Annotated in this window: 3 protein-coding genes; 2 read left to right on the top strand and 1 reads right to left on the bottom strand. The window is 76.6% G+C overall.

Annotation, left to right across the window (positions count from 1 at the left end; all coding sequences use genetic code 11):
* On the bottom strand, positions 1-631 hold a 631-nt coding region (locus ACWEVO_RS33965; protein WP_452311509.1), incomplete at its 3' end, for an acyl-CoA dehydrogenase family protein.
* Positions 632-848: 217 nt separating this feature from the next.
* On the opposite strand from ACWEVO_RS33965, the gene ACWEVO_RS33960 reads away from it, so the two are divergent.
* A complete protein-coding gene (locus ACWEVO_RS33960) occupies positions 849-1,535 on the top strand; it encodes a hypothetical protein (RefSeq protein WP_452311508.1) in 687 nt (228 codons plus the stop codon).
* A 24-nt stretch (positions 1,536-1,559) separates the two neighbouring features.
* On the top strand, positions 1,560-2,978 hold a 1,419-nt coding region (locus tag ACWEVO_RS33955), incomplete at its 3' end, for a hypothetical protein (protein WP_452311507.1).

Raw genomic sequence — 2,978 nt, 5'->3', positions numbered from 1 at the left:
GGTCGAAGCTCTCCTCCGCCGGGCAGAACGCGGACTCCACCCGCACGTCGTGGCTGCCGGTGCCGCGCAGCCCCAGCACGTGCCAGGTGTCCTCGACCGTCACGCGGTCGGCCGGGAAGAGCATCGAGCGCATCTCCGGCGGCCCGCCGTCCGCCCCCGGCAGCGGCTGCCCGTCGGCGGTGACCAGGCAATTGCCGAAGATGAGGTCGGCGTGCCGGCAGCCGCTGGCGAACGCCCAGCGGCCGGTGACCTGAAACCCGCCGTCGGCCAGCTCGGCCCGGCCCTGCGGGGCGAACCCGCCGGCCACCACCAGGTCGGGGCCGGCCGCGTAGTGCTTGTCGAACCGGTCCCGGGGCAGCATCGCCAGCAGGTGCGGCGTCTCCGACCCGATCATCACGGTCCAGCCGGTCGAGCCGTCCGCCCGGGCCAGGGTCTCCAGCACCGCCATGCCGGTGCGCAGATCCACCTCGTACCCGCCGTGGCTGCGCGGCACGAACATCCGGAAGCAGCCGGCGGTCCGGAGCCGGTCGAGCAGGTCTGCCGGCAGCTCCCGGGCCCGCTCGATCTCCCCGGCCCGCGCGGTCAGCTCCGGCGTCAGCTCGCGGACGGCGGAGAGCAGGTCGTGCGCCATGGTGGCCTCCCTCGGCATCGGTGTGGCGCCACCACCGTCGGACGCCCGCCGTCCCGGCCACCAGGGACACCCGCACCGACCGGCCGGGACCCCGCCGGTGTCCCGGCCCGGCGGCGGAACCGCCCGACCGGTCGGGACGCCGCGACCGTGCGCCCGGGACGCCGGGCCGGTGACGCTTCCCTCCGGCGATCCGCCGTGCCCGATCCGAGGAGGAACGATGACCAGTGCCACGCTCGATGCCACCACCGTCCCCACCAGCACCGCACCACCACGCCGCGGGTGGGCGGTCGCCGGGGCCCTGGCCGGGCTCGCCGGCATCGCGCTCTTCGTGGTCAGCCCCGAGCTGGCCAACGGCGACACGGCGCTGCTCGCCGACAACGCCCGCTTCGTCGCGCAGATGGACGGCCGGGAGGCGTACGTCTGGGTCTTCCAGGTCCTCACCGGCCTGGCCGCCGGCTGCCTGGCGGTCTTCGCGGCCGGGCTGCGCCGGCGGCTGGCCGCCCGGGAGCCGGCCGGCGGTCTGCTCCCCGACGTGGCGGCCGCCGGGCTGCTGCTCACCTCGGCGTTGCTGCTGGTCGGCGGCGGGGTCTCCACCGAGCTCTACTGGGACCTGCTGCACCTGTCCGAGACCGACCCGGACACCGTCGCGGCGCTGGCCACCGGCTACAACACCCTCCCGTGGGTCTGGGCCGGGGCCGGGCTGAGCACCGGCGCCGTGGCCGTCGCCGGGCTGCGCCGCCGCACGGTGAGCCGTTGGCTGGCGGTGTTCAGCCTGCTGATGACGCTGCTGGTGGTGGCCACCCAGGCGGTGCCGCTGCAGTACCTGGCGTTGGCCCCGGCGGCCCTCTGGGCCACTGTCGCCGGACTGACATTCGCGCTGGAACGCCGGGGTCTCGGCAACTGACCCGGCGACTGCCAGGATCAGGCCATGCCCGACGATCCGCCGTCCGTGGTGGCGCCGCCGCGCGGCGACCGGCGTCACCCGGTCGCCGCGTGGCTGGTCGCCGTGGGCTGCGCGCTCCTGCTCACCGGTACGGCCCTCTGCTGGCTGCTCGCCCAGCGCCCGTGGGGTCTCTCCCAGCTCTACTTCCTGGTCGACTTCACCGACTGCGCGGTGTACGGCACGGTCGCCTGGCTGGTCCTGCTGCGGCGCGGCCACCCGGTCGCCTGGCTGCTCGCCGCGACCGGGGTGGGCGGCGGCCTGTCCGCCCTGAGCGCGCAGTACGTGGACCTGCTCGCAGTGCGACCCGGGCTGCCCGCGCCGGTGCTGCTCACCTCGGCCCGGCAGTGGGCCTGGGTCCCCGGGATGCTCTCGCTCATCGTGGTGGTGCCCTGGCTGGTCCGGGAGGGCCGGCTGCCCGTACCGGCGCGGGTCGCGGTGGCCGCCGGCGCGCTGGTGACCGCCGGGATCGAACTGTTCCACCTGACCTGGCCCGGTCGGCCCGGCCACCCGTCCGGCGCGCCGCTGCCGATCGAGGTGCCCGGCTGGGCGGCGGTCGTGGACACCGGTGACCTGCTGCTGTTCCGGGCGGTGCCGCTGCTCGGGCTGCTCGCCGCCGCCGGGTTGCTGCGCCGCCGGCGTACCGGGCCGCCGGCCGAGCGGGCCGGGCTGGGCTGGCTGGCGGTCGGCACCCTGCTGCTCGCGGTGAGCTTCGCGCCGCTGGGCTTCCCCGCAGAGTGGGCGCGCCAGGTGCCGGACTGGCTGGCGCCGACCGCCATGCTCGCCTCCCAGGCGTTCTTCCCGGCCGCGGTGCTGGCCGTGGTGCTCCGGCAGCGGCTCTGGGGGATCGAGATCGCAGTCCGCCGCACCCTGGTCTGGTTCCTGCTCACCTTCCTGCTGGTGGCCGCGTACGTGGTGGGGGTGAGCGTGTTGGACGCGCTGCTGCCGGCCACCCCGGCGATGCCCGGGGTGCTGGTCACCGCGCTGGTGGCGGCGTTCATGCAACCGGCCCGGGCGCGGGTGCAGCGCGGTGTCGACCGGCTGATCCACGGCGAGGCGGTGGAGCCGCTCGGCGTGGTACGCGGCGTCGGGCACCGGATCAGCGCCTCGGACGATCCGGCCGACGTGCTCGACGGGATGGCGCAGAGCCTCACCGACCTGCTCCGCCTCGGCGCCTGCCGGATCGAGGTGGACGGCCCGGAGCCGTACGCCGCGCAGGGGTCCTCGGCCGGGCCGGCGGGCGCGCCGCTGGTGCTGCCGCTGCGCCGGGGCGGGACGGAGATCGGCCGGCTGGTGGCCCGGGCGCGGGCGGGGGAGCGGCTGGACGGGCGTACCCGGGCGGCGCTGGTCGACCTGGTGCCGGTGGTGGCCTCGGCGGCCAGCCTGGCCGTGACGGGCGGGGGGCTG

It is taken from the genome of Micromonospora sp. NPDC003776 (genome assembly GCF_053605645.1).
The sequence above is the reverse complement of the archived record's forward strand: the minus strand, read 5'-3'. Positions and strand labels throughout refer to the sequence as shown.

Excerpts from the sequence above, each read along its gene's own strand:
- ACWEVO_RS33960 (WP_452311508.1), top strand. The coding sequence starts at position 849 with ATGACCAGTGCCACGCTCGATGCCACCACCGTCCCCACCAGCACCGCA.